Genomic DNA, 25,687 nt, shown 5'->3' with positions numbered 1-25,687 from the left:
CATCGCCGGCAAGCCAGCTCCTACAAGGGACCGCGTTAGACCTGTAGGAGCCGGCTTGCCGGCGATGAGGCCTTCCCAGCCGACTAAGATTCATACCCATGACCAGCCCAATCCCCTGCTACCACTGCGCCCTGCCCGTTCCGCCGGGCAGCCGCTTCACCGCAGTGATCCTCGGCGAACGCCGCGAGCTCTGTTGCCCAGGCTGCCAGGCGGTGGCCGAAGCCATTGTGGCCGGTGGCCTGGAAAGCTATTACCAGCACCGCAGCGAAGCCTCGGCCAACCCCGAGACGCTGCCGGTGCAACTGGTCGACGAGTTGGCACTGTACGACCGCGCCGACGTGCAAAAACCCTTTGTGCGCCACGAAGGCGAACTCGCCGAAACCACCCTGTTGATGGAAGGCATCAGTTGCGCGGCCTGTGGCTGGTTGATCGAAAAACACCTGCGCAGCCTGCCCGCCGTGGCCGAGGCGCGGTTGAACCTGTCCAACCATCGACTGCAGGTGCTTTGGGCAGACGGCCAACTGCCGCTGAGCCAACTGCTCAGCGAGTTGCGCCACATCGGCTACGCCGCCCACCCCTATCAGCCGGACCGCGCCGCCGAGCAACTGGCCAGCGAAAACCGTCTGGCCCTGCGCCAACTGGGCGTGGCCGGGCTGCTGTGGTTCCAGGCCATGATGGCAACCATGGCCACCTGGCCGGAATTCAATATCGACCTGAGCCCGGAGCTGCACGTGATCCTGCGCTGGGTGGCGATGTTTCTGACAACGCCCATCGTGTTCTACAGCTGCGCACCGTTTTTCAAGGGCGCTATGCGCGACGTACGCACGCGTCACCTGACCATGGACGTTTCGGTGTCATTGGCCATTGGTGGCGCCTATCTGGCGGGGATCTGGACCGCGATCACTGGCGTGGGCGAGCTGTATTTCGATGCGGTGGGCATGTTTGCGCTGTTCCTGTTGGCCGGTCGCTACCTTGAGCGCCGCGCCCGCGAGCGCACGGCCGCCGCCACCGCACAGTTGGTGAACCTGTTGCCCGCCTCGTGCCTGCGGCTCAAGGCCGATGGCCAGAGTGAACGCATCCTGCTCCCGGAACTGGCACTGGGCGATCGCGTCCTGGTGCATCCAGGCGCTGTGCTGCCGGCGGATGGCGTGATCCTCGATGGCCATTCGAGCATTGATGAATCGTTGCTCACTGGTGAATACTTGCCGCAACCGCGCCAGACCGGCGACGCCGTCACAGCGGGCACGCTGAATGTCGAGGGTGCCTTGACCGTCGAAGTGCGTGCCTTGGGCCATGACACGCGCTTGTCCGCCATCGTGCGCCTGCTGGAGCGGGCCCAGGCCGAGAAACCGCGCCTGGCGCAGATCGCCGACCGCGCCGCGCAGTGGTTCCTGTTGTGCTCGCTGATCGCCGCCGCCCTGATCGGCCTGCTGTGGTGGGAGCTGGATTCGTCGCGGGCGTTCTGGATTGTGCTGGCGATGCTGGTGGCGACCTGCCCCTGCGCGCTGTCCCTCGCCACCCCCACCGCCCTCACCGCCGCCACCGGCACCTTGCACAAACTCGGCCTGCTGTTGACCCGCGGGCATGTGCTGGAAGGCTTGAATCAGATCGACACGGTGATTTTCGACAAGACCGGCACCCTGACCGAAGGGCGCCTGGCGCTGAGGGCTATCCGCCCCCTGGGCAGCTTGAGCACCGACCTGTGCCTGAGCCTCGCCGCTGCCCTGGAAAACCGCTCCGAACACCCGATTGCGCGCGCCTTTGGCCGTGCGCCACTGGCCGCCGATGAAGTCATCAGTTCGCCAGGGCTGGGCCTTGAAGGGCGTGTCGGCGAGCGCGTATTGCGCATTGGCCAACCGGGTTTCGTCTGTGAACTCAGTGGTTGCCCGATCCCAGCCGCGCCTGAGGTTTCTGGCCAATGGCTGCTGCTCGGCGACCGTGAAGGCGCCCTGGCCTGGTTCGTCCTCGATGACCGTCTGCGCAGTGACGCGCCGGCCTTGCTCGCCGCGTGCAAGGCGCGTGGCTGGCGCACGCTGTTGCTGTCCGGCGACAGTTCGCCGATGGTCGCCAGCGTCGCCGCCGAACTGGGGATCGACGAAGCCCACGGCGGCTTGCGCCCCGATGACAAGCTGCACGTACTGCAACAACTGCACAAGGAAGGCCGCAAGGTGCTGATGCTCGGCGACGGGGTCAACGATGTGCCCGTCCTCGCCGCCGCCGATATCAGCGTGGCCATGGGCACGGCCACCGACCTGGCCAAGACCAGCGCCGATGCCGTGCTGCTGTCCAACCGCCTGGACGCCCTGGTGCAAGCCTTTACCCTGGCGCGGCGCACCCGCCGAGTGATCATTGAAAACCTGCTGTGGGCCGGGCTGTACAATGGCCTTATGCTGCCGTTCGCCGCCCTGGGTTGGATCACCCCGATCTGGGCCGCAGTGGGCATGTCCCTCAGTTCGTTGACCGTGGTGCTCAATGCCCTGCGCCTGACTCGCCTGCCGAGTGCGCCTGCGGCCCGAGCCCCCTCAGTAACCCGCCCGCTGCCGGTGTGAGACGCGCGGACATGGAGTGCAGATGCCAGCTTTATACGTGATGATTCCGGCGGCGCTGCTGTTAGTGGGCGTGGCCATCTACATCTTCTTCTGGGCCGTGGACAGTGGCCAGTACGACGACCTCGACGGCCCGGCCCATAGCGTGCTGTTCGACGACCAGGACCCGAACCACCTGGCCGGCATCGAAGAGGCCAACCACCCCGAACAACCGCCGAAAGACCCGCCCCATGCTTGAACTGGCGCCACTGCTGGTCTCCGCGCTGATCCTCGGCCTGCTGGGGGGTGGCCATTGCCTGGGCATGTGCGGCGGGCTGATGGGCGCGCTGACCCTGGCGATCCCCAAGGAGCAGCGCGGCCGCCGGTTTCAGCTGCTGCTGGCCTACAACCTGGGCAGAATTCTCAGTTATGCCGCTGCCGGCGTATTGATTGGCCTGGCCGGCTGGGCGGTGGCGAACAGCCCGGCGGCGATGTTCATGCGCGTGCTGGCCGGGCTGTTATTGATCAGCATGGGTCTGTACCTGGCCGGCTGGTGGAGCGGCCTCACCCGCATCGAAAGCCTTGGGCGCGGCCTGTGGCGCTACATACAGCCTGTCGCCACCCGTTTGCTGCCGGTGTCCAGCCTGCCGCGCGCCTTGCTGCTGGGTGCGCTGTGGGGTTGGTTGCCGTGCGGGTTGGTCTACAGCACGTTGCTGTGGGCGGCCAGCCAGGGCAATGCGCTGGACAGCGGGTTGCTGATGCTGGCGTTCGGGCTGGGCACCTGGCCGGTGCTGTTGGCTACCGGCCTGGCGGCTGAGCGGGTGACGGCGCTGTTGCTCAAACGCAGTGTGCGGATGGCCGGCGGCTTGCTGGTGATTCTGTTCGGTATCTGGACATTGCCCGGCCCGCACCAGCACTGGCTAATGGGCCACTAGCGCCCTGCCTCGTAAGTACGATCGTTTTTGACGAGTGGCTGTTGTCGTCAGGCAAGGCGCCGCGACGACTCATAGCTGGCTATGGGGAGGAGCGGCAACGCAGCATGACGGCAACAGACGCCGTCAAAAACGATCAGTACTTGCGAGGCAGGGCGCTCGGCGCCATGTGGCATAGCGCCGCTCCCCGTTGATGCAAATCAACATGCCATTTCGGCCACGCCCCTAGACTCGGCCCACTAGCCTATCCGGGGGAACGCCCGCATGCTCGACGCCATTCGTTGGGACGCCAATCTGATTCACCGCTACGACATGGCGGGACCGCGCTACACGTCCTACCCCACTGCCGTGCAATTCGACAGCCAGGTCGGCACTTTCGACCTGCTCCACGCCCTGCGCGACAGCCGCAAAGCCGTGCGACCCTTGTCGCTGTATGTGCATGTGCCGTTCTGCGCGAACATCTGCTACTACTGCGCTTGCAACAAGGTCATCACCAAGGACCGTGGCCGCGCCCAGGCCTACCTGCAACGCCTGGAGCAGGAGATCCAACTGGTGGCCTGCCACCTCGATCCGAAACAGCGGGTTGAGCAACTGCATTTCGGCGGCGGCACCCCGACCTTTCTCAGCCACGATGAACTGCGCCAGGTCATGGGCTGCCTGCGCCAGCACTTCAATTTGCTGGATGACGATTCCGGCGACTACGGCATCGAGATCGACCCCCGTGAAGCGGACTGGGCGACCATGGGCCTGCTGCGTGAACTTGGCTTCAACCGCGTGAGCATCGGCCTGCAAGACCTTGACCCCGAGGTGCAACGGGCAGTGAATCGCCTGCAGAGCCTGGAGGAAACCCGTGCGGTCATCGATGCGGCGCGCACCCTGCAATTTCGCTCGATCAATATCGACCTGATCTACGGTTTGCCCAAGCAAACACCGATCAATTTTGCGCGCACCGTGGAAGAAGTCATCAGCCTGCAACCCGACCGTCTGTCGGTGTTCAATTACGCGCATCTGCCGGAGCGTTTCATGCCCCAGCGGCGTATCAGCACCGACGAACTGCCCTCCCCTGCGTCAAAGCTCTTGATGCTGCAAACCACCATCGAGCAACTGACCCAGGCCGGCTACCGCTACATCGGCATGGACCATTTCGCCCTGCCCGACGACGAGTTGGCCATTGCCCAGGAAGAAGGCACGCTGCAGCGCAACTTTCAGGGCTACACCACCCACGGCCATTGCGACTTGATCGGGCTCGGAGTGTCGGCGATTAGCCAGATCGGTGACCTGTACTGCCAGAACAGCAGCGACCTCAACGGCTACCAGAACACCCTGGCCGGCGCGCAACTGGCTACCAGTCGCGGCCTGGTCTGCACCACGGACGATCGGTTGCGGCGGGAAGTCATCCAGCAGTTGATCTGCAATTTCAGCCTGGCATTCGAGGCGATCGAGCAGGCCTTCAATGTGGATTTTCGCGGGTATTTCGCTGACATCTGGCCACAACTGGAGACCATGGCCGAGGATGGCCTGATTGAACTCGACGCCCGGGGCATTCGTGTGTTGCCGGCCGGGCGCCTGCTGGTGAGGTCGGTTTGCATGGTGTTCGATGCCTATCTGGAGCACCAGAACAGGCAGCGTTTCTCGAGGGTTATCTAGTCGACGCGCCTTACTTGGCCATCAGGCTCATGGCTTCCATCTGAGCCTCCGGCGGTTCGTCCTTCATGGCTTTGGCCAGTTGGGCCTGGGTGGTTGCCAGCGCGGCCTGCAATGACGTCACATCACTCTGCAAGCCCGCGACTCTGGCCTGGCGCGCCTCCGGCGTCATCGAAGTATCAGCCATGGCCGCAGCGAGTTCGGCCATCTTGTCCTCGAGTTGTTTCTTGAGCTCACGGATCATTTTCAACAACTGCTTGACGCTGTCGCTCAGGTTGCTGTCGTCGATGTCTTTATTCGCGTCGTTACGGGCAGCCTGCAGACCCGCACCGGAAATTGTCACTGCCACGCCTTCGACCGGCTTGGCATCCGCCTGCGGTGCCGATGGGTTGCTGGCATCGTCAACCCCTGCGTCCTTTTTGAGGTCCGGCATTGTGGGTATGCGAATACTTGAGGGGTTAATACCGCCAATGGAAGCCATGATCCAAACCCTGGATTATTGAGATATACGCCTGTATCGGCCCTGATACAAAAACCTTTATACCCCTGCCGGTTTTTTGTACAGGCTGGCCTCACCGCCCCTCAGTGCGTTACCCTTACGTCTTATGTGTGTTTTCCCACAAGGATTTAAGAAATGTCCGAGCCAGTTAAACTGCGCGCTCACAGCCAGGCTCATTGCAAGGATTGCAGCCTGGCCCCCCTGTGCTTGCCACTTTCGTTGAATTTGGAAGACATGGATGCGCTGGACGAGATCGTTAAACGCGGTCGCCCGCTGAAAAAAGGCGAGTTTCTGTTTCGCCAGGGCGACAAGTTCGATTCCGTTTATGCAGTACGTTCGGGTGCATTGAAAACGTTCAGCCTCAGCGACGGCGGCGAGGAGCAGATCACTGGTTTCCACCTGCCCAGCGAACTGGTCGGCTTGTCGGGCATGGACACCGAGATTCATCCGGTGTCGGCCCAGGCGCTGGAGACTACATCCGTTTGCGAAATCCCCTTCGAACGCCTGGACGAACTGGCCCTGCAATTGCCGCAACTGCGTCGCCAACTGATGCGTGTCATGAGCCGCGAGATTCGTGACGACCAGCAAATGATGCTGCTGCTGTCGAAGAAAACCGCCGACGAGCGCATCGCTACGTTCCTGGTCAACCTGTCGGCACGGTTCCGTGCCCGTGGTTTCTCCGCCAACCAGTTCCGCCTGAGCATGTCGCGCAACGAAATCGGCAACTACCTGGGCCTGGCAGTGGAAACCGTGTCCCGCGTGTTTACGCGCTTCCAGCAGAACGCACTGCTGGCCGCTGAAGGCAAGGAAGTGCATATCCTCGACCCGATCCAGCTGTGCGCGCTGGCGGGTGGTTCGCTCGAAGGTTAAGAGAAGGGTTGATCCAGACACCTGCGGCCGCGCCAATCGCCGAGGCCGCAGGTATACTTCGAGTCCGTTTACAGCCCCAGGACTCTTCGACGATGACCTTCGATTCGTTCGACATCAAATCCCTGATCCGCCCCGTCATCGACTTCCCCAAGCCTGGGGTGATCTTTCGTGACATCACGCCCTTGTTCCAATCGCCCCGCGCCCTGCGCCTGGTGGCGGACAGCTTTGCCCAGCGTTATGTCGAAGCCGATTTCACCCATATCGGCGCAATGGATGCGCGGGGCTTCCTGATCGGTTCGATCATCGCCTACCAACTGAACAAGCCGCTGATCCTGTTCCGCAAGCAGGGCAAACTGCCCGCGGACGTGCTGGCCGAGGGTTACCAGACCGAGTACGGCGAGGCCTTCCTGGAAGTGCACGCCGACAGCCTGTGCGAGGGCGATTCGGTGTTGATGTTCGATGACCTGATCGCCACCGGCGGTACCCTGATCGCGGCGGCGAACCTGGTGCGGCGCATGGGGGCGAAGATCTTCGAAGCGGCGGCGATTATTGATCTGCCGGAGCTGGGTGGGTCGCAACGTCTGGAGGACATGGGGATTCCGACGTTTTGTTTGACGCAGTTTGCGTTGACTGAACAGTAACAGTTGCCTGGGCCGGCCTCATCGCGGGCAAGCCCGGCTCCCACAGGTGATCGCCTTCACCGATATGACTGTGTGAGCCCAATCAAATGTGGGAGCCGGGCTTGCCCGCGGTGAGGCCCGCAAGAACAGCGCAAATCACAACCCCATCTGCTTACTGATGATCTCGTTCATCACTTCACGCGTCCCCCCGCCAATCGACAGGATGCGGTTATCCCGATACAGCCGCTCCACCAGGTTGCCGCGCATATAGCCCTGCCCACCGAGAATCTGCACCGCGTCGTAGGTGACGCGGTCGGCGGTGTCGGTGGCGAGGTTCTTGGCCATGGAAATCTCCTTGATCACGCTGATACCGGCCGCCATTTTCGCCGCCTGGCGGTAGGTGAATTCGCGGGAGACTTCCACGGCGGTGGCCATCTCTGCCAGTCGATGCTTGATCACCTGGAACTTGCCGATGGGCTTACCGAAGGCTTCGCGCTGGGCGGCCCATGCAAGGCTTTCCTCCAGGGCCAACTGCGCAGTCATGTTGGCCATCAGGGCCAGCGCCAGGCGTTCGCTCTGGAAGTTGCCCATGATGCAGGCAAACCCCATGTTCTCGGCGCCGATCAGGTTGCCGACGGGCACGCGGCAATCGTCGAAGAACAATTCAGCCGTGTCCGACGCCCACCAGCCCATTTTCTTCAGGGGCTGGCCGACAGTGAAACCCGGCGTGTCTTTTTCGATCAGCAGCAGGCTGATGCCGGCAAAGCCCGGCCCGCCGGTGCGCACGGCGACAGTGTAGAAGTCGGCGCGGATGCCGCTGGTGATGAAGGTCTTGCTGCCGCTGACGCGGTAATGGTCGCCGTCGCGGATGGCGCGGGTTTGCAGGCTGGCGACATCAGAACCGCCACCCGGCTCGGTGACCGCCAGGGCGATGATCTTTTCACCGGCCAGGACCTGCGACGCCACGCGCTCGCGCACCTCGGGCCGGGCCCATTTGACGACCGGTGGCAGGCCGATATCCAGCGAACCAAGCCCGGCGACCACACCACCGGAGCCGCAACGCATCAGCTCTTCACTGGCCGCGACCTTTGCGAACAGGTCACCTTCATGGCTACCGCCCAAGGCTTCGGGATAACCGATGCCGAGGATCCCCGCCGCGCCGGCCTTGAGGTACAACTCGCGCGGAAAGCTCTGCGCCTCCTCCCACTGCTCGATGCCTGGCAGCAGCTCGCGCTCGACAAAGCGACGCACGCTGTCGCGGACCAATTGGTGGCTGGGGTCGAAGTATTCCAGGTAGGCAGACATCGGCAAGCTCCACGGTGAGGTGGTGCGAACTTACCAAGCGCTTGCTTGGTTATCAAGACGTGTACATCTTTTGCCAACAACACAACGCTAATGTGGGAGCGGGCTTGCTCGCGAAAGCGCTGGAACAGTCAATACATCGGGTACTGAAAGACCGCTTTCGCGAGCAAGCCCGCTCCCACATTTTGTCCGGAGGTGAACCTTAAAGGGCGATCGGTTTGCGGCCGGCGAAGGAATGCGCCAGAGTGCCGCCATCGACCAATTCCAACTCACCGCCCAGCGGCACACCGTGGGCAATACGCGAAGTGATCAAGCCTTTGTTGGTCAGCAATTGAGCGATGTAATGCGCGGTCGCCTCACCTTCCACTGTCGGGTTGGTGGCCAGGATCACTTCAGTGAAAGTGCCCTGCTCTTCAATGCGCGCCACCAGTTGTGGAATGCCGATGGCCTCCGGGCCCAGGCCGTCCAGCGGCGACAGGTGGCCCTTGAGCACAAAGTAGCGCCCGCGATAGCCAGTCTGCTCCACCGCATACACATCCATCGGTCCTTCCACCACGCACAGCAGCGTGTCGTCACGGCGCGGGTCGACGCATTGCGGGCAGAGTTCTTCTTCGGTCAGCGTGCGGCACTGGCGGCAGTGGCCTACCCCGGTCATGGCCTGGCTCAAGGCCTGGGCCAACCGGGTGCCACCGCTACGATCACGTTCAAGCAGTTGCAGCGCCATGCGCTGGGCGGTTTTCTGGCCCACGCCCGGCAATGTGCGCAGGGCGTCGATCAGTTGGCGAATCAGGGGGCTGAAGCTCATGGGCAATGGTCCGACAAAACAACGAGACGCGGTTTATACCCGCGCCCCGGATTAGCGTCAAATCCTCAATCCTGCGCGACGCGCACCACCAACTTGCCGAAGTTGCGCCCTTCCAGCAAACCGATAAAGGCCTCGGGTGCCTGCTCCAGACCGTCGACCACGTCTTCGCGGAACTTGATCTTGCCGTCGCGCACCCATGGCGCCATGGCGCTGAGGAACTCGGGCTGGCGGTCACCGTAGTCGTCAAACACAATAAAGCCCTGGATGCGCACGCGCTTGGTCAGCAGCGTTCGTTGCAGCGCCGGCAACCGGTCGGGACCGCTGGGCGCTTCATGGGCGTTGTAGCCGGCGATCAGCCCGCACAGTGGAATGCGCGCCTTGGGATTGAGCAGCGGCACCACGGCGTCGAACACCTTGCCGCCGACGTTTTCAAAATAGATATCGACGCCCTTGAAGCACGCCAGCGCCAGATCATTGGCAAAGGTCGCGCTTTTGTGGTCGACGCAGGCATCGAAGCCCAATTCGTCCACCACATAACGGCACTTGTCTGCGCCCCCTGCTATCCCGACCACGCGCAAGCCCTTGAGCTTGGCCACCTGCCCCACCACCGAGCCCACTGCGCCGGACGCCGCGGCCACCACCAGGGTTTCCCCGGCCTTGGGCTGGCCAATGTCCATCAGGCCCATGTAGGCGGTCATGCCCGGCATGCCCAGCACACCCAAGGCCATGGACGGGCTGGCCAGGCCATTGGGCACCGGCATCAGGTTACGACCGTCGGAGATGCTGTGGCTTTGCCAGCCGGTGGAGCCGACCACCAGGTCGCCCACTTCGAATTTCGGATTGCGCGACTGTTCGATGCGGCTGACAGCGCCACCGGTCATCACCTCATCGATTTCCACTGGCGCCGCGTAGGACGGTGCGTCGCTCATACGTCCGCGCATGTAGGGGTCGAGGGACAGGTACAGGGTTTTCAGCAGGACCTGGCCGTCTGCCAACTCCGGCAGATTCACACGCTCCAGGCGGAAATTTTCCGGGGTGGGTGCGCCCTGCGGGCGTGAGACCAGGACGATGCGCTGGTTGAGGGTCGGTTCTTGAGGCATGAAGGGGCTCCTTTATCCAAATCCATCGGTATAGGGTGCAGACCATGCGTGCGGTGCCAGGGTTCGATCCGATTGGCACAAACTAAAATGCCAGGCACGGGGCCTGGCATTGGAGTCTAGCTAACGCTCGTCGATCAGAACGGCAGCTTCATGCCCGGTGGCAGTTGCATGCCAGCGGTGACACCGCCCATTTTTTCCTGGCTGCTGGCTTCGATCTTGCGCACGGCGTCGTTGACGGCCGCGGCGAACAGCGCCTCGAGCATTTCCAGGTCATCTTCGCCAACGCCCGGCAGGACGCTTGGGTCGATGCTCACACGCTTGATGTCGTGACGACCGGTCATCACCACGCTGACCATATCGCCACCGGCTTTACCGGTGACTTCGGCGTTGGCCAGTTCTTCCTGCATCTTGGCCATCTTTTCCTGCATCTGCTGCGCCTGCTTCATCAGGCCGGCCATGCCACCTTTCATCATGGGAATCACCTCAAAAGTACGTGGATCAATTAATAGCCCGGTTTCATGACGCTTGGGGCACCGGGGCTTCGACAGGTTCAATAGTATCGTGACGGACGACCGCACCGAACTGTTGCATCATTTGCTGGATGAGCGGATCACCGTGGATCGAATCCTCGGCCTCGCGCTGACGGTTGATACGCCGGCGGGTCGCGGCCTGGGCCGGGGTTTCCTGCTCGGGCTTGATCAGCTCGATGGCGATGGTCAGCGGGCGCTCATGGTACTGGTTAAGTGCATCGTTCAGGCGGCGCTGCTGGGTGGCGTTGAACAGGGCGCTGTGGGCCGGGTCCAGGTGCAACAGCCAGTGGTCGCCTTCGATGGAGATCAGTGTGCAGTTGGCGGCGATGCTGCCGGTCATGCCGGAAATCGGCAGTTTCGGGAACAACTCCAGCCATTGCAGGGCCAGGCCGGTGGCCGGGGCCGCGGCAGGCTCAGCCTCGGGCTCGGGGGCTGGCTCGGCGGTGTGTTCGCTGGCCAGGTCGTCCAGGTAGCTGTAGGCCGAATCCATGTCCGGCTCGATGTAGTCTTCATCCAGCGGCGGTTCGTCGTCGAGGTCGATGCCCGGCGTAGCGGCTTCCACCTGAGCCACGGTGGGCTCGGGGACCGGCGCAGACACCCACTCCGGTGCATCCAGCACTACGCTGTCCGGGGTCGGCGTAGGCATCGGCGTCAGCTCGGGCTGCTCGCTGCTGGTTTCCAGCACGGGCTCCACGGCGGGCGCCAGCTCAACCTCGACTTCAGTCTCCACCGGATCATTCCAGGGCAGGTCGACGACCGGTTCAAGCTCGTTGACCGGTTCCGGCGCGACCACCGGCGCAGCCGACACAGTTTCAGATTCAGGTTCAGGTTCTGGCTCAGGCGTCGGCGCGACTGGCGCAGGCGCAGCAACCACTGGCGCAACCATTGCTGCGCCAGCCACTGGTTTGGCGGAATCAACTGTGGCCTGGCTGATCCCCACTGGCTTTAGCGGCTGTCTCGGCGCATCGGCCGAATCGGCAGGCCGGAAGGCCAGCATCCGCAGCAGTACCATTTCGAAGCCGCCCCTCGGGTCGGGCGCCAGGGGCAGATCGCGGCGACCAATCAGGCCCATCTGGTAGTAGAACTGCACGTCTTCGGCCGGCAACGCCTGAGCCAAGGCCAGCACGCGATCGCGGTCGCCGTGGCCATTGTCGACCCCTTCGGGCAGGGCCTGGGCGATGGCGACGCGGTGCAGCACATTGAGGATTTCCGAGAGCACGCCATTCCAATCCGGGCCTTGCTCCGACAGGTGGCGCACGGCCTCGAGCAACGCCTTGGCGTCGCCTTCGATCAGCGCATGCAGCACGTCGAACACCTGGCCGTGGTCCAGGGTACCGAGCATGGCGCGCACGTCGGCGGCCATGACCTTGCCTTCACCAAAGGCGATGGCCTGGTCGGTGAGGCTCATGGCGTCGCGCATCGAACCGTCTGCGGCGCGGCCGAGCAGCCAGAGTGCATCGTCTTCGAACGGGACGTTCTCGACGCCCAGCACGTGGGTCAAATGCTCGACCACGCGCTCGGGGGTCATGTTTTTCAGGGAGAACTGCAGGCACCTCGACAGAATCGTTGCAGGAAGTTTCTGCGGGTCGGTGGTGGCCAGGATGAATTTGACGTAGGGCGGCGGCTCTTCCAGGGTTTTCAACAAGGCGTTGAAGGAATGGCTGGAGAGCATGTGCACTTCGTCGATCAGGTAGACCTTGAAGCGGCCACGGCTGGGCGCGTACTGCACGTTGTCGAGCAGCTCGCGGGTGTCTTCGACCTTAGTGCGGCTCGCGGCGTCGATCTCGATCAGGTCGACAAAGCGCCCTTCGTCGATTTCCTTGCACACCGAGCAGGTGCCGCACGGCGTCGAAGTGATACCGGTTTCACAGTTCAGGCATTTGGCGATGATGCGCGCAATGGTGGTCTTGCCCACCCCCCGGGTACCGGTGAACAGGTAGGCGTGGTGCAGCCGTTGGCTGTCCAAGGCATTGATCAGAGCCTTGAGCACATGGGTCTGGCCGACCATTTCGCGGAACGAGCGCGGACGCCATTTACGTGCAAGAACCTGATAACTCATCGAAAACCGTCGCAACTGGGAAGCGGAAGCCGGTAATGCTAGCGGAGCAAGGGGGAAATTGCATCCGGCACGCTCGCCTAATCTGACTAAGCTCTCCTGGTTGGCCCCGAAAAGGCCTGAACCCGGAGAGTATATGCGCGTAGTCCTGGGCGCTTTATGGATGATCACCACGGCTAGCATTGCTGCGCCTGCACCGTTGCGCTTCTCGGTTTCCGACAGCTGGGCGATGCCCATGGTGCAACTGGAGGACGGCCAGCCCACCCAGGGCATTTTGTATGACCTGATGTTGAGCCTGGCCACCCAGGTGGGCCGACCGGCTGAGTTCCATGTACTGGCGCGGGCGCGCATCTCAAGTGCCATGCAACATGGCGACATCGATGTGCGCTGTTATGTCACCCAGGCCTGGGTCGACGACCTGTCCGGGGACTACACCTGGAGCATCCCCTTGATGGTGCAGCGTAACCTCTTGGTGAGCACCCACATTCCGCCTCAGCCGGTGCAGGTCGACAAACTCGCGCCACAGGCCATTGGCACCGTGCTCAACTACCGCTATGCCAGCCTCGACCCGCTGTTCGCCAACGGCCAGCTCAGCCGCGATGACGCCCGCAGCGAAGAACAGGTGCTGCACAAACTGGTGGCCGGGCGCTTCAAGTTTGCCGTTACCAATGAATGGATCCTCGACCGCTTCAACCAGCGGATGCCGGTGGGCAAGCGGCTGCACAAGGTCGCGGTGATTGATGAGCAGAACCTTGGCTGCACCGTGCGTAATGACCCAAACGTGCCGGTTCAGCTCATCCTGCGCACCTTGCTGCGGATGAAAATGTCGGGGGAGATCGACCAGATCATCCAGCTCTACACCGGTGAGACTCCTGACAGGAACTGACAGGACCGTCTTATAGACTCGGCTCCTCACACACGCAGCCCCCAGGAGCCAGCATGAACACCGTCGCCCATTACTTTTTGCTTTACGTCGACAGCCCGGCCACCAGCGCCAACTTCTATAGCCGCCTGCTGGGCAAGCCGCCGGTGGAGCTCAACCCCACCTTTGCCCTGTTTATTCTCGACAACGGGGTAAAGCTGGGTTTGTGGTCGCGCCATACCGTGGAGCCGGCGGCCCAGCTCACAGGCGGTGGCGGTGAAGTGGGCCTGTCGCTGGCCGACAAAGCCGCCGTGGATGCGTTGCACGACCAGTGGGTAGCGCGCGGTGCGACGATCATCCAGTCACCGACCACCCTGGACTTCGGCTACACCTTCGTCGCCCAGGACCTCGATGGCCACCGGCTGCGTGCGTTTTGCCTGAGCGACTGACCGCCAGCGCCCTTCCAGGCTGATGGCGGCCACGCTGGTCAACACGATCACACCGCCCAGCACCACTTGCAGGGCGATGTGCTCACCCAGCAGCGTCGCCGCCATCGTCATCGCCACTGGTGGGATCAGGTACATGGCCACCGACGCGCGGCTGACCTCGACATGTTTCAGCACATACCCCCAGGCCAGGTATGCCAGGGCGCTGGGGAAAACCCCGAGCACCAGCACCGCGAGGTTCTCCGGCACCGGCGCCTGCATCACGGCAGCGGGCAGCCCCGGCAGGTTCACACAGAGCATCAAGGTGCCCGCCCACACCATGTAGCACGCCATCGTCAGCGGGCTGTAGCGATGGGCGTAGTGTTTCTGGATGGCGAAGTACAGGCTCCACGACACAGCCGCCACCAGGATCAGCAAGCCGCGCGGGTCGATATCGCCCACGCCGTGATCGCCCCAGATCACCACCAGCACCCCGAGCAAACCCAGCAACACGCAGCTCCAGCGCCACAGGCTGACCCGCTCCTTCAAACAGAAAAACGCGATCAACACGCTGAACAGTGGCGCCGACTGCGCGAGCACGCTGGACGCCGCCGCAGTCACGAATTGCTGGCCGTAATTAAGGCTGGTGTGGTGCAGGAACACGCCAAAAAAACTCAGCACCAGCAGCCACGGCATATCCCGCAGGCGTGGCCGGCCGATGCCCAGCACCAGCGCCACACCCGCCATGAACACCGAGGCGATCAGAAACCGCAACAACGCGAGCTGGCCGGGGCTGTAGCTGTGCAGGCCCATGTGCACCCCAATCGGCGAATAGGCCCAACAGAGGATGACGCTGGCGATGACTAGCGTAAGCTTCAGGGGTGACGGGGTATTCATCGACGGCATCCAAACACTGAGAAGGAATGCCGTCAGTCTTGGCCGGGGCAAGGCGCAGGACAATTAACCGTTTCTGACTTCTGAAATCACTGGAACTGAGCGATGGAACTGGCCCAACTGAAAATGGTGCGAGCGGTGGCACAAACCGGCAGCGTGGCCCAGGCCGCCGTGCAATTGCATTGCGTGCCGTCCAACATCACCACGCGTATCAAGCAGCTGGAAAGCGAGTTGGGCACACCGCTGTTTATCCGCGCCGGGCGTGGGCTGGCGATCAGCGCTGCCGGTGAGATCTTCCTGGAGTACTGCGAACGCATCCTGGCGCTGGTGGACGAATCCAAACGCGCCGTGGACGCCAACGCCATTCCCCGTGGCACCCTGCGTATCGGCGCGGTGGAGTCCAGCGCCAGCGGGCGCTTGCCGCCACTGTTGGCGGAATATCACCGGCGCTACCCGGACGTCAGCCTGGAACTGGTCACCGGCGCCTGGGGCGAACTGCTCGACGACCTCCAACACCACCGCCTGGACGTGGCACTGGTGGCTGCCGGCAACAAACGCGCGAAGCTCGAACACAGCGTGGTCTACAGCGAACGCCTGGTGCTGATCGCCAGCGCCACCAGCGACCCGATACACGGCGCCGAAGACCTGGCCGGCCGCACCTTGCTGGTGTGGCCTCCCGGCTGCCCCTACCGGGCGGCGCTGGAAAACTGGGTCAAGCCGCACGCCTTCAAGCCGGCGATTGCCAGCTATGCCAGTTGGGGTACGATCATTGGCTGCGTCAGTGCCGGGATTGGCGTGGCGCTTGCGCCGGAAGGCATCCTGGCCCGCTATGAGCAGGCCAATCAGTTGGCATCGTATCGCTTTGAGGAATTGCAGGCAGTGGACAACCTGCTGTTCTGGCACAAGGACACCCAGCGGCACCTGGCACGGGATGCGTTTGCCGGGTTATTGCGCGAAATATTCGGTTGATGCAGATCCAAAATGTGGGAGCGGGCTTGCTCGCGAAAGCGGTGGCTCAGTCACTGCATCCAGCGACTGACACTCCGTATTCGCGAGCAAGCCCGCTCCCACATTTAGATTTTTGCCGTTTTCGAGATCAGCTCTTGGGGGCCGCCAACCGCGCGTATTGATCCTGGCTGATCCACCCCGTAAACGAGCGATCATCCGCGTTGATGAACTCGACCTGGGCCCAGCCATCCTTGAATGCCAGCACACCGACCACGTCGTTCTTGACGATGTAGGGACGTTTAGCCGCCTTGGCACTTGGATTTTTCAGCAGGTAAGCCTTGTCGGCTGAGACCTTGACCAGGCCGATCCATTTTTTGCTGGCGGTCTGGGTCAGGTCCAGGCCGGTGGCGATTTCCGGCATCAGCACGTTGAGGCAACCCGGATGCTGACGGCCTTCTGCCACGGTGAGGGTCACGCCATCGGACGAGGGTGCCACGCTGCCGGGGTAGGCAGTGTCGTTCCAGGTGGTCAGCGCTGAGGGCTTGCCTTGCAGGTAGAACGTGCAGCTGCGAGTAACGCCCTCGCCCATCTCTTCCGCGTAATAGCCTTCCACCTGATGCTCAGGCGTCACGGCCAGCATCAGCCCTTCGTATTTGCCTGAGTGCAACGCCGGTGAACCGGCCAAGACAGGCGCTGCGGCGCACAACGACAACACGCCCACTGCTAGAAAACGGATCATCTTATTTTTTTCCTTCAAGTTTCTCGTAGGCTTCTTTCATCAGGACGTCATAGTTGCCGTAGTCCTCGCCGTTATATTTACGGGCCATCGAAGTGAAATCCTTGGCTTTCATGGCCGTCATCAATGCCGGGCTGTTAGCGCAAAACGCGAGAAACGCCTTCAGTTGGTTACCGACATTCACTTTTAATGCCGCGGCAAACTCAAACACCGTTTTGTAACCGCATGAGGCGTAGTTGAACCCCATAGTCTGAAACATGCCCCACGACGCCGACATCAACGCCGCTTCCTGGTCCAGGGCGAATGCAGTGGCCATGGTTTCCCAGGCCTTGACCTGATCCTTGTTATTGACCTGCCACTGCGGCCCGGCCTTTCTCACATAGATGTACGAAAGCAGCGGATGCGCCTGGTCGTAGATATGCTTGGTGTACTTGCGAAATTGGTGCCCTTCAAACGCAATGATCGGTAACTTGGCCGGCCCGAAACCCGAGCGACCACCGGACTCCACCGTGGCGAAGGCCCTGATGACATTCACCGAAATGCCGTTGCCCAACTGCTTGGCGGCATTCTGAAAATCCGTATCAGTGAGCGTCATGCCGCCATCGCACGTGGCCTGGAGCATCAATTGGCGATTGCGCCGCTCAGCCTCGATCATTGCCCGCATACGGTCCAGGTACACGTTGACGGTGGCTTGCACCGCGTCACCCTGATTGTTACCGAATGCATTCAGAAAGCTTGGAATACGCATGCTCGGAAAGGCCTTCACCGGTACCTTCACCGCCTCTTCGATCAGGCTGTTGAAGGTTTTACCGGTCGGGTCGATCACACCATCGGGGTGCGCGTATTTCAGATGACGAAACTGGTATTGGCTGATGCACTGCACCAACTGGCCATCGCACTTGCCGTTTTCGGCCAACGGGAAGCCCAGTTTGGGAATGATCAGATTGAATAGATACTGGATGCACTGCACATCGGAAGGCAAGTTACGGGCTTTACCGGGCGCGCCTACCGAAGCACTGATAAGACGGGGCAACCCTTGCAGGCTTTTCATCACAGACATCCTTGTTAGTTAAAGAAGTGATGGCACTTCAATATCAAATCCACCCCCTTGTCATACTCTGAAACAAGTGGCTGGCGGAAACTAACAAGGCCGTTTTGGGTTGTCCAGAGCGACCGGTAAAAGTTGTGAAACAGCCGGATTAATTTAATCAGTAACCGTGAAACTCACGGGTCTTCTGATACTTGTGGAAATCAATCCACTCGACCACATCGTAAGGCAGGTAGAGCTGCACCCGCGCCCGGGAAATCGCGATGTACACCGCGCACAGCCGCTGATCGAACGCGTAGGCATCCTTGAACTTCACGTTGGTGAGTAACTCGGGCGTCAGCAATACGCGATCGAACTCCATGCCGCCCGCCTCCTCCGCCAGCATCAGCAGGCATCGCTTGCCGGGCACGCCGCCCAGCCGGTTCAAGCGCGTGATATCGGCAACGTTGAAGCCTTTTTCCAGCTCGCTCTCGACCCACAGGAACGACTCATCGTACTGGCTGGCATCGCGCACCTGTTGCCAGTCGTCCATGTCGCTGAAGTAAGCATGGGGGCCATTGTCGTTGTGCTCGTTGCTGTAGAACTCTGGCTTGAATAGCGCGATGACGCTGATCATGAAGCGCTGCAAATCCTGTTGCGCGCCACTGTCGAAGAAGCCAAACGGGCAGTTAGCCTGTTGCAACTGGATGGCCCATTTCATGGTGTCCCAAGGGGACGCAGTCAACACCACGCAGCCTTCAGGCGGCACGAAACCCTGGGGGTAATGCTCGATACCGACGTCGGCATCCCGCGCGCCTTCGAAGGGCGTCTTGCCCTTCTGCGAGTGCACGCTGATCAGCGGGTTGACCAGGCGCTCGACATTGCGGCCCGAACGCACCGAGTAACTGATGTCGGTGTGCCGGACTTCGCGCTTGCGCCGGACCACCTCACCGCTGGCCAATTGGTACTCATCGCCAAGCGTAATCAATACCTGACGGCCGCGTTCGATGATCTGCAACAACGAGGGTGGAATGTCCTGGCTTTCATCGATCAACACATGGGTGTATCGGGGCGGCACCACGCATCCATCGAGGCTTGCGCGCTTGATCAGCAACAGGGCTGCGAAGGCCGTCTGACCGGCCCACTGCGGGTTGGCGTCCAGATACGTCCACAACCGGCTGGAATACTCCAGCAACGCCTGGGCGTCCACGCTGGATAAGGCTTGCTTGAAATGCGGCAAATGCCTGGCCGACAGGCTGTGATGGTTGGAGTGGCAGTAGCTGTCGAGCACTTTCAGGCAGATATCAAGCGTTGCCGCGCCATCGTGACCACGCCAGCCGTGGATATTCAGGGTCTGCGACAGTTCGTGTTTGCCGGGCAACCGAGTGGGTGTGGCCTGCGCGGCGGGTCGTTGCCCCTGCAACAGCGCCTTGGCGAAGGCAGCAAAGGTCGAACCGGTCTTGCTGTCCTTGGCCAGTCCCATGCGTTCACGCAGGGTCGCGAGTTTTGCTCCAGTACGCGCCAGTATCAAGGTTTGGGCCGGCCGCAGGCACTCCATCAAGGCGCCGAGCAGGTGGCTCTTGCCGATGCCCGCGTAGCCCTGCACATGCAGGTCTTCGTTCAGGTTGGCGCGGAAGGTGCGCACCAGTTTGTCCTGGGCCGGGCTGAGCCAGCGCTCGCGCTGCCGGGGCGTGATCATCTGCTGGCTGAACGGGTCATTGCTGCGCAGGTGGCGGACCTTGTAGCCGATATCCCATTTACCCGACGGCAGCAGGTAATCGCGCGCCGCGACTTCTTCAGCCGACAGCAGCCGCAGGTTGACGGTTTTGAGCGCGTTGAAGCCGAAGTACAGTTTGCGCGGGTCGAACAGCCGCTGGGCTTCGGACAGCAAGGTCGCGGCGCCCCCTGCCGGCGCGTCGACCGCCCAATCGATCAGCTTGGTCAGGATGCGCTCGGCGCCGGCACAGGTCAGGTCCTTTTCCGCAGCCTGGGCCAGGTTCTGGATGACCAGCACGGCGGCCAGCTCCGGGTCCGACAGGCCGGTAAGGGCCTTGGCACCGTCCGCGCCAAGCAGCGCCGTGCAAGTTTCCTGCGTGACGGGCAGGAAGACGGGGCTGGATAAATCAAAGTGTTCCGGTTGCATAGTTCCTCGCAGCCAGGCAATCAGGCATTGCCCTGACTGCCCAGCTCAAACCGATATTCTCCAAGGGAGCCTGACATACCGCCGCCCTGGGGACGCGCGTCAGGCGTTGAAGCCATCGCGCTGATCTGCTGCTGAAGTTCGAACATCGCCATGTCCAGCAGCCTGCGCAAGTCTTCGGCACTCTGTGCGGCCACATTCAATTGCAGCGTGAAGGCCCCTGTGAGTGGCGGCGGCGTCGGCGCGGCGGGCGCCGCGGGCTCATCGGCCGCATCGGTCGCGCGGATCATTTCCGCCTGGCTGAGGATGTCCGCGTGCTCGTCATCCATCAGGTCCAGCACCTTCGATAACTCCAGGGTCTGTTCAGGGTGCGATTGAATACGGTCCTTGATCTCCAGGCGCCGCATCTGCCATTCCCGCAGTTTTTCGCGAGTGAGGTCGTCGACTTTTTCCACGTGTACTGTCTCCGGATGCCAGGCACTGGAGTATGCCGCCATGGACTGCCCGATGGCAGATGGCGTGAAAGCATTTTTTGAATTGAGTTTGAGGAGGTGTTGCAAGGAAGAGCGTTATGGAGGCAACCCCACCAGCCACACCCCGGCACACAATGTTCCCGCTGTGGCTGCTGCCTTCCGGCTCTGACCAGGTTCACGGGTAATCGTTGCGGGGGGACCGATGGGGTCACCATAACGACGCCTGCCTCTCGGCAAGCGGGGCCATTGTACCGATCTCATCGGAAGTTACAACCGTTGGGGGCGGATTAAAAATATTCGATGGTTCAAGCACTTGTGTCTATCGCGGGGCCGCCATCGCCGGCAAGCAGGCTCCTACAGGGTGACGGCTTCGTCTGCTCGGCCACCTTCTTCCTGAATCACCAGGTGGATAAAGTGCAGCTTGGCAATCACCGCCGGTGGCAGCACGAAGGGATAGAAATCCGGCTGGCCCATGCTACGCGACAGTTCATTGAGCATGCCGGCCAGCTCGATCCAGGCGTTGACGAACGACAGGAACGCCACGGCGCCGGGGTGTTCGGGGTCGTAGAGGGTGGTGAGCGGGAATGGCTGGTAATCCAGGTCCATCTCGCGGGCGCTCATGCCAAAGCCGAGGGCGGTGTCGACGGCGTCCATCATGTGCAGGTAATGGGCCCAGGTTTCGGCCCAGTCCTCCCAGGGGTGCATGGTGGCGTAGGCGCTGACGCAGGTTTGCTGCCAGTCAGGGCGCGGACCGTTTTGATAATGTTGATCGAGGGCATCGGCGTAACTGGCGCGTTCGTCGCCGAATAGGGCGCGAAACGGTTCGAGCCAGTGAGTATTCGCGATCAGGCGATCCCAGTAATAGTGGCCAACCTCATGGCGAAAGTGGCCGAGCAGCGTGCGGTAGGGTTCGCGCATTTGCACGCGTACCTTTTCACGGTGGGCGTCGTCGGCTTCCTTGATGTCGAGGGTGATCAAGCCGTTCGCGTGGCCCGTCATCGGTGCGTTGCCCTCCAGGTCGATACCGACGAAGTCGAAGGCCAGGCCGTTGTCTTCGTCGACACTCTTGGGCACCACTTGCAGGCCAAGGCTGATCAATTGCGCGACCAAGCGGCGCTTGGCGGTTTCGACTTTGCGCCAGCGCTCATGGTTTTCTACGATCGACAGGTCCGGAATGGTGCGATTGAGGCTGCAGGCCACGCACAGCGGCGCGGTGCTGTGAGCCGGGATCAGCCAATTGCAGGCGGCCGGCGTGTCGAGGTTGGCGCAGCGACGGAAAGCGCCGGCGTCGAGGTTGCCGTCTTGCAGCCAGGTGCCTTCCACCGGGCCGGGCCGCAGGGAGTCCAACCGGGCTTGTTGGGGTTGGTAGCCCAGCACCGCCTGGCAGGCCAGGCACTGGCTGTTGCGAAAGAACAGGGATTGGCCGCAACGGCACTGCCAGACCTTGCTGTCACGAGACGAGCCGGCCACGAACGGTGCGGCAATGCGCGAACTGAGTTGCTCGAAGTAGCGAAACATGGCGATCTCTCCCTGGGTGACTGAGACTAGATCACTTTCGCTTCAGAATCGTTCCACATTGTTGTAGTGAGCGGGCTTGCCCCGCGCTGGGCTGCGTAGCGGCCCCAATAAGGGCGTCGAGGTGGTTCAGATAGATCGAGGTGCCTGGATTTAGGGCTGCTTCGCAGCCCAGCGCGGGGCAAGCCCGCTCACCACAACACGCTTGTTTACCCCACAGTCCACATCAGACAGTGATGTTGTGCTTGGCGAGGAAGGCGACGAAAGCCTCTTCGTCCAATACCTTCAGGCCCAACTCGTTGGCCTTGGCCAGTTTCGAACCGGCGCCCGGCCCCGCCACTACGCAGTGGGTCTTCGCCGAGACGGAACCCGCTACCTTGGCACCAAGGCTTTCAAGCTTGTCCTTGGCCACGTCACGGCTCATCATCTCCAGCGAACCGGTGAGCACCCAGGTGTGCCCTGCTTCAGGCAAACCTTCCACCACTTTCTTCTCGCTCAGCCAGTGCATGCCGAAGTCCTTGAGCTGCTGCTCGATGGCCAGGGCGTGGTTGGCGTTGTCTGCATTATCGAAGAACTCGCGCACGGCCTTGGCCTGCTTCTCGGGCAGGGCCTGGCGCATATCCAGCCAGTCGGCCTTGATCACGCCTTCCAGAGTGACGAACTTGTCCGCAAGTTTCTGCGCAGCGCCGGGGCCCACGCTCGGCACGTGCAGCTTGTCCAGCAAACCACCCAGGGTGGTGCTGGCGGCGAACTCGGCGCTCAGCTCGCCCTGATCCTGCAACTGCAGGGCGCATTCCTGCGGCGACAGCAGCGCGCCGATCACGTCCTGGTTGTGGCTGTCCTCGAAGAAGCTGTGGATCTCGTGCGCAACTTCCAAGCCCACGTCCGGCAAGTACGTCAGCACTTCCGGCAAGGCCTTCTGCACACGCTCCAGGGAGGCCAGCGAGCGCGCCAGCACCTTGGCCGTCTCCTCGCCCACGTCGGGAATGCCCAGGGCGTAGATAAACCGTGCCAGGGTCGGGGTCTTGCTGTTTTCGATGGCGGTGATCAGCTTCTTGCTGGAGATATCGGCAAAGCCTTCCAGATCGATGATCTGCTCGTACTTGAGCTTGTAGAGGTCTGCGGGCGAGCCGATGAGTTTTTCATCCACCAACTGTTCGATGGTCTTGTCGCCCAGGCCGTCGATGTCCATGGCCCGACGCGAGACGAAATGGATGATCGCCTGCTTGAGCTGTGCCCCACAGGCCAGGCGGCCGACGCAGCGGTACACCGCGCCTTCGGTGACGGTTTCCTTGCCCTTGCTGCGCTTGACCAGTTGCGTGCGCTCCACATGAGAGCCGCACACCGGGCAGCTCTCGGGAATCTGCACCGCACGGGCATTTTCCGGGCGGCGCTCGGGGACAACGGAGACCACCTGCGGGATCACATCACCGGCGCGGCGGATGATCACGGTGTCGCCGATCATCAGGCCCAGCCGCGCAACCTCATCCATGTTATGCAGGGTGGCGTTGGACACGGTCACACCCGCGACCTTGACCGGCTTGAGCCGCGCCACCGGCGTGACAGCACCGGTGCGGCCGACCTGGAATTCCACGTCGAGCAGTTCGGTCAGCTCTTCCATGGCCGGGAATTTATGCGCGATGGCCCAGCGCGGTTCACGGGCGCGGAAGCCCAGTTCGCGCTGCGAGGCAATGCTGTTGACCTTGAACACCACGCCGTCGATTTCATACGGCAGGCTGTTACGCCGCTCGCCGATGTCGCGGTAGTAGTCCAGACAATCCTGGATCCCCTTGGCGAGCTTCAGCTCATGGCTGATCGGCATGCCCCATTTCTTCAGTTGTTGCAGGTTGCCGATATGGGTGTCGCTGATGTCGGTGGTGACACCGTAGCAGCAGAATTCCAACGGGCGGCTGGCGGTGATCTTCGAGTCCAGTTGGCGCAAGCTGCCCGCCGCCGCGTTGCGCGGGTTGGCGAAAGTCTTGCCGCCGACCTCCAGTTGCGAGGCGTTGAGCCGTTCGAAACCGGCCTTGGACATGAACACTTCGCCACGCACTTCCAGGGTCGCTGGCCAACCGCTGCCGTGCAGTTTCAACGGAATATTGCGCACGGTGCGCACGTTGACGCTGATGTCTTCGCCGGTGGTGCCGTCGCCTCGGGTGGCGCCGCGTACCAGTTCGCCGTCCTGATACAACAAGCTGACCGCCAGGCCGTCCAGCTTCGGTTCGCAGCTGTACTCAACAGCCGCGCCGCCCCCGAACAGATCGCCCACCGGCAGGTCGAGGCCTTCGGTGACCCGGCGATCAAACTCAAGCATGGTGGTTTCATCAAAGGCGTTACCGAGGCTGAGCATCGGAATCTCGTGCTTCACCTGGGTGAACGCCGACAACGCCGCACTGCCGACCCGCTGCGTCGGCGAATCGCGCGTGACCAGGTCCGGGTGCTCGGCTTCCAGGGCCTTGAGCTCGTGGAACAGCCGGTCGTACTCGGCGTCCGGGATGCTCGGCTCGTCGAGGACGTGGTAACGGTAGTTGTGCTGATCCAGTTCAGCGCGCAGTTCGAGGATGCGGGTGTGGGCGGCGGTCATGGGTGTTCTCTCAGAAAGCAAAAGAGCAGCCGAAGCTGCTCAATATGTTAGTGCGCTTATTCTACTGACAACGCTGAAGACCAATCCTCAGCGTTTCTGTGTCAGGGCGCGACGCTCGAACTCGACGATGCGCTGACGGTAATGCTCGATGGTTTGCGCGGTGAGGACGCTGCGTTGGTCGTCCTTGAGCTCGCCGTTCAGTTCTTGGGACAGCTTGCGGGCTGCGGCCACCATCACGTCGAACGCTTGTTTCGGGTGACGCGGGCCTGGCAGGCCGAGGAAGAAGCTCACCGCCGGGGTGCTGAACAGGTCGATATCGTCCAGGTCGAAGGTGCCCGGCTTGACCGCGTTAGCCATGGAGAACAGCACTTCACCGTTGCCGGCCATGCTTTCGTGACGGTGGAAAATATCCATCTCGCCAAACCGCAGGCCGCTTTCGAGGATGTTTTGCAGCAGCGCCGGGCCCTTGAAACCAGCGGCGTCGCGGCAGATCACGCTGATCACCAGCACTTCTTCGGCGGCCGGCTGGTCGTTCACGGACTGGCGCGGGGCATTCTTGCCAGCGTTTTCGTCTGGGAAATCATCGTCGCGGCTGCTGAAGCCAGGGCCGTCATCGACGTCCAGGTCCAGGTCAGCCTGGCGCGGCTCTGCCACCACAGGCGCGGCGCGCTTGCCACGTTTTGAGGACGGTTCGCGGGCTTCACGCACGGGGGCGCTCATCGACGGCAAGTCGTGCTCGTCCAGTTGCGGTTCTTTATGGGTATCCAGCACGCGGGGCGGCCCCAGCAGCTCGGCGCTGCCGTCGTCGTCAGGCAAGTTGGACAGGTTGCGGTCCAGACGGAATTTGAGCTTGCCCTTGCCACCGCGCATCCGGCGCCAGCCATCAAAAAGAATACCGGCAATGACAATAATGCCGATGACGATCAGCCACTCGCGCAGACCGATTTCCATGTAATCCCGTGCCTCTAATAAAAAATGCTGAAAAATAAGGGGTTTAGCAACGTGCAAACCGCTTTAAAACGTGGCGCCAACTCTATGTTCTGACTGACGTTTTGCCCACGCATACGAAAATTTGACATTAAACTAGCACGACCAAAGATAACTTTACACCGTCTGTCAAAATGCCTTGAACAAATATGTCCATTTGCCACTTTCGCCAGACCGGTAAAGCGTCTTACCGCGCGCTATCAAAATTCTTTG

23 protein-coding genes and 1 other RNA gene are annotated in these 25,687 nt (G+C 61.9%); 9 read left to right on the top strand and 15 right to left on the bottom strand.

Translation table 11 applies throughout. The annotated features are described in order from the left end of the window. Positions 1-98 precede the first annotated feature (98 nt). The 4 genes from AC0IYN_RS18550 to hemN all read left to right on the top strand — a co-directional run bounded on the left by AC0IYN_RS18550 (position 99) and on the right by hemN (position 5,104). Positions 99-2,549, top strand: a complete 2,451-nt coding sequence (locus tag AC0IYN_RS18550; RefSeq protein ID WP_471842421.1) for a heavy metal translocating P-type ATPase — start codon at positions 99-101, stop codon at positions 2,547-2,549. Between the two features lie 22 nt (positions 2,550-2,571). Next, on the top strand, positions 2,572-2,784 hold the full coding sequence (gene ccoS / locus AC0IYN_RS18545; RefSeq protein ID WP_033900568.1) for a cbb3-type cytochrome oxidase assembly protein CcoS: 213 nt from the start codon (positions 2,572-2,574) through the stop codon (positions 2,782-2,784). Further along, positions 2,777-3,460, top strand: coding sequence for a sulfite exporter TauE/SafE family protein (locus tag AC0IYN_RS18540; protein ID WP_471842420.1), 684 nt, complete (start codon positions 2,777-2,779; stop codon positions 3,458-3,460). The genes ccoS and AC0IYN_RS18540 overlap by 8 nt, the downstream gene beginning before the upstream one ends. Positions 3,461-3,721: 261 nt before the next feature. Next, a complete protein-coding gene (gene hemN / locus AC0IYN_RS18535) occupies positions 3,722-5,104 on the top strand; it encodes an oxygen-independent coproporphyrinogen III oxidase (protein ID WP_458375750.1) in 1,383 nt (460 codons plus the stop codon). 10 nt (positions 5,105-5,114) lie between these two features. Here hemN and AC0IYN_RS18530 read toward each other — a convergent pair whose 3' ends face one another. After that, positions 5,115-5,582, bottom strand: coding sequence for a hypothetical protein (locus AC0IYN_RS18530; protein WP_406597982.1), 468 nt, complete (start codon positions 5,580-5,582; stop codon positions 5,115-5,117). A 153-nt stretch (positions 5,583-5,735) separates the two neighbouring features. Here AC0IYN_RS18530 and fnr point away from each other — a divergent pair, with 153 nt between their 5' ends. Continuing rightward, a complete protein-coding gene (gene fnr / locus AC0IYN_RS18525; RefSeq protein ID WP_015885309.1) occupies positions 5,736-6,470 on the top strand; it encodes a fumarate/nitrate reduction transcriptional regulator Fnr in 735 nt (244 codons plus the stop codon). A gap of 92 nt (positions 6,471-6,562) precedes the next feature. Continuing rightward, positions 6,563-7,111, top strand: a complete 549-nt coding sequence (locus tag AC0IYN_RS18520; RefSeq protein WP_025854263.1) for an adenine phosphoribosyltransferase — start codon at positions 6,563-6,565, stop codon at positions 7,109-7,111. 135 nt (positions 7,112-7,246) lie between these two features. On the opposite strand, the gene AC0IYN_RS18515 is transcribed toward AC0IYN_RS18520, so the two are convergent. From AC0IYN_RS18515 to dnaX, 5 genes are all read right to left on the bottom strand, one after another. Then, complete coding sequence (locus tag AC0IYN_RS18515; protein ID WP_457248239.1) at positions 7,247-8,395, bottom strand: acyl-CoA dehydrogenase family protein; 1,149 nt, start codon at positions 8,393-8,395, stop codon at positions 7,247-7,249. Between the two features lie 199 nt (positions 8,396-8,594). Beyond that, the gene (gene recR, locus AC0IYN_RS18510; RefSeq protein ID WP_471842419.1) at positions 8,595-9,197 is read right to left on the bottom strand and encodes a recombination mediator RecR; all 603 of its coding nucleotides are present in this window, start codon (positions 9,195-9,197) and stop codon (positions 8,595-8,597) included. A 65-nt stretch (positions 9,198-9,262) separates the two neighbouring features. Continuing rightward, positions 9,263-10,297 carry an NADP-dependent oxidoreductase gene (locus AC0IYN_RS18505; protein WP_368945333.1) on the bottom strand — a complete coding sequence of 345 codons (1,035 nt, stop codon included), beginning with the start codon at positions 10,295-10,297 and terminating at the stop codon, positions 9,263-9,265. Positions 10,298-10,431: 134 nt separating this feature from the next. Next, positions 10,432-10,770: a YbaB/EbfC family nucleoid-associated protein gene (locus tag AC0IYN_RS18500; protein ID WP_406597980.1), complete on the bottom strand. Its 339-nt coding sequence runs from the start codon at positions 10,768-10,770 to the stop codon at positions 10,432-10,434. A 43-nt stretch (positions 10,771-10,813) separates the two neighbouring features. Beyond that, positions 10,814-12,886: a DNA polymerase III subunit gamma/tau gene (gene dnaX, locus AC0IYN_RS18495; RefSeq protein WP_471842417.1), complete on the bottom strand. Its 2,073-nt coding sequence runs from the start codon at positions 12,884-12,886 to the stop codon at positions 10,814-10,816. A gap of 133 nt (positions 12,887-13,019) precedes the next feature. On the opposite strand from dnaX, the gene AC0IYN_RS18490 reads away from it, so the two are divergent. Beyond that, a complete protein-coding gene (locus tag AC0IYN_RS18490) occupies positions 13,020-13,769 on the top strand; it encodes a substrate-binding periplasmic protein (RefSeq protein WP_471842416.1) in 750 nt (249 codons plus the stop codon). 53 nt (positions 13,770-13,822) lie between these two features. Next, a complete protein-coding gene (locus tag AC0IYN_RS18485; RefSeq protein WP_406597977.1) occupies positions 13,823-14,194 on the top strand; it encodes a VOC family protein in 372 nt (123 codons plus the stop codon). Here the strand turns inward: AC0IYN_RS18485 and AC0IYN_RS18480 are convergent. After that, positions 14,108-15,067: a DMT family transporter gene (locus tag AC0IYN_RS18480; RefSeq protein ID WP_457239135.1), complete on the bottom strand. Its 960-nt coding sequence runs from the start codon at positions 15,065-15,067 to the stop codon at positions 14,108-14,110. The genes AC0IYN_RS18485 and AC0IYN_RS18480 overlap by 87 nt on opposite strands. Before the next feature lie 102 nt (positions 15,068-15,169). Between AC0IYN_RS18480 and AC0IYN_RS18475 the strand changes: the two genes are divergently transcribed. Further along, positions 15,170-16,033, top strand: coding sequence for a LysR family transcriptional regulator (locus tag AC0IYN_RS18475; RefSeq protein WP_406597975.1), 864 nt, complete (start codon positions 15,170-15,172; stop codon positions 16,031-16,033). Between the two features lie 127 nt (positions 16,034-16,160). On the opposite strand, the gene AC0IYN_RS18470 is transcribed toward AC0IYN_RS18475, so the two are convergent. The 8 genes from AC0IYN_RS18470 to zipA all read right to left on the bottom strand — a co-directional run bounded on the left by AC0IYN_RS18470 (position 16,161) and on the right by zipA (position 25,438). Continuing rightward, positions 16,161-16,751 (bottom strand): hypothetical protein, encoded by a 591-nt coding sequence (locus AC0IYN_RS18470; RefSeq protein ID WP_471842415.1) that lies wholly within the window; start codon positions 16,749-16,751, stop codon positions 16,161-16,163. A 1-nt stretch (position 16,752) separates the two neighbouring features. Next, a complete protein-coding gene (locus AC0IYN_RS18465; RefSeq protein WP_471842414.1) occupies positions 16,753-17,799 on the bottom strand; it encodes an N-acetylmuramidase family protein in 1,047 nt (348 codons plus the stop codon). A 157-nt stretch (positions 17,800-17,956) separates the two neighbouring features. Then, positions 17,957-19,918 (bottom strand): hypothetical protein, encoded by a 1,962-nt coding sequence (locus AC0IYN_RS18460; protein ID WP_471842413.1) that lies wholly within the window; start codon positions 19,916-19,918, stop codon positions 17,957-17,959. Between the two features lie 20 nt (positions 19,919-19,938). Continuing rightward, positions 19,939-20,370, bottom strand: a complete 432-nt coding sequence (locus AC0IYN_RS18455; RefSeq protein ID WP_471842412.1) for a hypothetical protein — start codon at positions 20,368-20,370, stop codon at positions 19,939-19,941. A gap of 126 nt (positions 20,371-20,496) precedes the next feature. Further along, positions 20,497-20,593: signal recognition particle sRNA small type (gene ffs / locus AC0IYN_RS18450), an RNA gene on the bottom strand. A 149-nt stretch (positions 20,594-20,742) separates the two neighbouring features. Next, positions 20,743-21,906 (bottom strand): zinc-binding metallopeptidase family protein, encoded by a 1,164-nt coding sequence (locus AC0IYN_RS18445; protein WP_471842411.1) that lies wholly within the window; start codon positions 21,904-21,906, stop codon positions 20,743-20,745. Between the two features lie 223 nt (positions 21,907-22,129). Next, the gene (ligA, locus tag AC0IYN_RS18440) at positions 22,130-24,487 is read right to left on the bottom strand and encodes an NAD-dependent DNA ligase LigA (protein ID WP_406597969.1); all 2,358 of its coding nucleotides are present in this window, start codon (positions 24,485-24,487) and stop codon (positions 22,130-22,132) included. An 87-nt stretch (positions 24,488-24,574) separates the two neighbouring features. Next, positions 24,575-25,438: a cell division protein ZipA gene (gene zipA, locus AC0IYN_RS18435; protein WP_078049731.1), complete on the bottom strand. Its 864-nt coding sequence runs from the start codon at positions 25,436-25,438 to the stop codon at positions 24,575-24,577. Between the last annotated feature and the right edge of the window lie 249 nt (positions 25,439-25,687).

The sequence above is a fragment of the Pseudomonas sp. AC112 genome (genome assembly GCF_979253545.1).
The sequence above is the reverse complement of the archived record's forward strand: the minus strand, read 5'-3'. Positions and strand labels throughout refer to the sequence as shown.

Excerpts from the sequence above, each read along its gene's own strand:
- AC0IYN_RS18540 (WP_471842420.1), top strand. The coding sequence starts at position 2,777 with ATGCTTGAACTGGCGCCACTGCTGGTCTCCGCGCTGATCCTCGGCCTG.
- AC0IYN_RS18515 (WP_457248239.1), bottom strand. The coding sequence starts at position 8,395 with ATGTCTGCCTACCTGGAATACTTCGACCCCAGCCACCAATTGGTCCGC.
- zipA (WP_078049731.1), bottom strand. The coding sequence starts at position 25,438 with ATGGAAATCGGTCTGCGCGAGTGGCTGATCGTCATCGGCATTATTGTC.
- AC0IYN_RS18500 (WP_406597980.1), bottom strand. The coding sequence starts at position 10,770 with ATGATGAAAGGTGGCATGGCCGGCCTGATGAAGCAGGCGCAGCAGATG.
- recR (WP_471842419.1), bottom strand. The coding sequence starts at position 9,197 with ATGAGCTTCAGCCCCCTGATTCGCCAACTGATCGACGCCCTGCGCACA.
- ligA (WP_406597969.1), bottom strand. The coding sequence starts at position 24,487 with ATGACCGCCGCCCACACCCGCATCCTCGAACTGCGCGCTGAACTGGAT.
- dnaX (WP_471842417.1), bottom strand. The coding sequence starts at position 12,886 with ATGAGTTATCAGGTTCTTGCACGTAAATGGCGTCCGCGCTCGTTCCGC.
- AC0IYN_RS18460 (WP_471842413.1), bottom strand. The coding sequence starts at position 19,918 with ATGCAACCGGAACACTTTGATTTATCCAGCCCCGTCTTCCTGCCCGTC.
- AC0IYN_RS18445 (WP_471842411.1), bottom strand. The coding sequence starts at position 21,906 with ATGTTTCGCTACTTCGAGCAACTCAGTTCGCGCATTGCCGCACCGTTC.
- AC0IYN_RS18475 (WP_406597975.1), top strand. The coding sequence starts at position 15,170 with ATGGAACTGGCCCAACTGAAAATGGTGCGAGCGGTGGCACAAACCGGC.
- ccoS (WP_033900568.1), top strand. The coding sequence starts at position 2,572 with ATGCCAGCTTTATACGTGATGATTCCGGCGGCGCTGCTGTTAGTGGGC.
- AC0IYN_RS18530 (WP_406597982.1), bottom strand. The coding sequence starts at position 5,582 with ATGGCTTCCATTGGCGGTATTAACCCCTCAAGTATTCGCATACCCACA.
- hemN (WP_458375750.1), top strand. The coding sequence starts at position 3,722 with ATGCTCGACGCCATTCGTTGGGACGCCAATCTGATTCACCGCTACGAC.
- AC0IYN_RS18485 (WP_406597977.1), top strand. The coding sequence starts at position 13,823 with ATGAACACCGTCGCCCATTACTTTTTGCTTTACGTCGACAGCCCGGCC.
- fnr (WP_015885309.1), top strand. The coding sequence starts at position 5,736 with ATGTCCGAGCCAGTTAAACTGCGCGCTCACAGCCAGGCTCATTGCAAG.
- AC0IYN_RS18480 (WP_457239135.1), bottom strand. The coding sequence starts at position 15,067 with ATGAATACCCCGTCACCCCTGAAGCTTACGCTAGTCATCGCCAGCGTC.
- AC0IYN_RS18465 (WP_471842414.1), bottom strand. The coding sequence starts at position 17,799 with ATGAAAAGCCTGCAAGGGTTGCCCCGTCTTATCAGTGCTTCGGTAGGC.
- AC0IYN_RS18505 (WP_368945333.1), bottom strand. The coding sequence starts at position 10,297 with ATGCCTCAAGAACCGACCCTCAACCAGCGCATCGTCCTGGTCTCACGC.
- AC0IYN_RS18470 (WP_471842415.1), bottom strand. The coding sequence starts at position 16,751 with ATGATCCGTTTTCTAGCAGTGGGCGTGTTGTCGTTGTGCGCCGCAGCG.
- AC0IYN_RS18490 (WP_471842416.1), top strand. The coding sequence starts at position 13,020 with ATGCGCGTAGTCCTGGGCGCTTTATGGATGATCACCACGGCTAGCATT.
- AC0IYN_RS18550 (WP_471842421.1), top strand. The coding sequence starts at position 99 with ATGACCAGCCCAATCCCCTGCTACCACTGCGCCCTGCCCGTTCCGCCG.
- AC0IYN_RS18520 (WP_025854263.1), top strand. The coding sequence starts at position 6,563 with ATGACCTTCGATTCGTTCGACATCAAATCCCTGATCCGCCCCGTCATC.